This is a genomic window from Pseudomonas sp. SDT291_1_S447 (assembly GCF_054070155.1).
This window is the reverse complement of sequence record NZ_JBSVXS010000437.1, coordinates 1-221: the sequence shown is the minus strand read 5'-3', so window position 1 is coordinate 221 and position 221 is coordinate 1. Positions and strand designations below refer to the sequence as shown.

Genomic DNA, 221 nt, shown 5'->3' with positions numbered 1-221 from the left:
AAAAGGGCGAAGCGTTTTTCAAAGTCAGCCATGACAGTGCCCATCCCTTTATCGTGCACGCTGGCGCAGGCCAGGTTCGGGTGACGGGCACCCAGTTCAACGTCTGGAAATACGAAGACCAGGTACGGGTGATGTTGCTGGAAGGCTCAGTGCAGATTGCCAGCGACCAGGTCCACGGCAGTGTGCCTCTGACGCCCGGCATGCAGGCCAGTTACCAACAA

At 57.9% G+C, this 221-nt stretch carries 1 protein-coding gene; it reads left to right on the top strand.

Features of this window, described 5'->3' with window-relative positions; all coding sequences use genetic code 11:
- Positions 1–221: FecR family protein (locus ACW9IR_RS30265; protein WP_457466291.1), on the top strand; the 221-nt coding region annotated here is incomplete at both ends.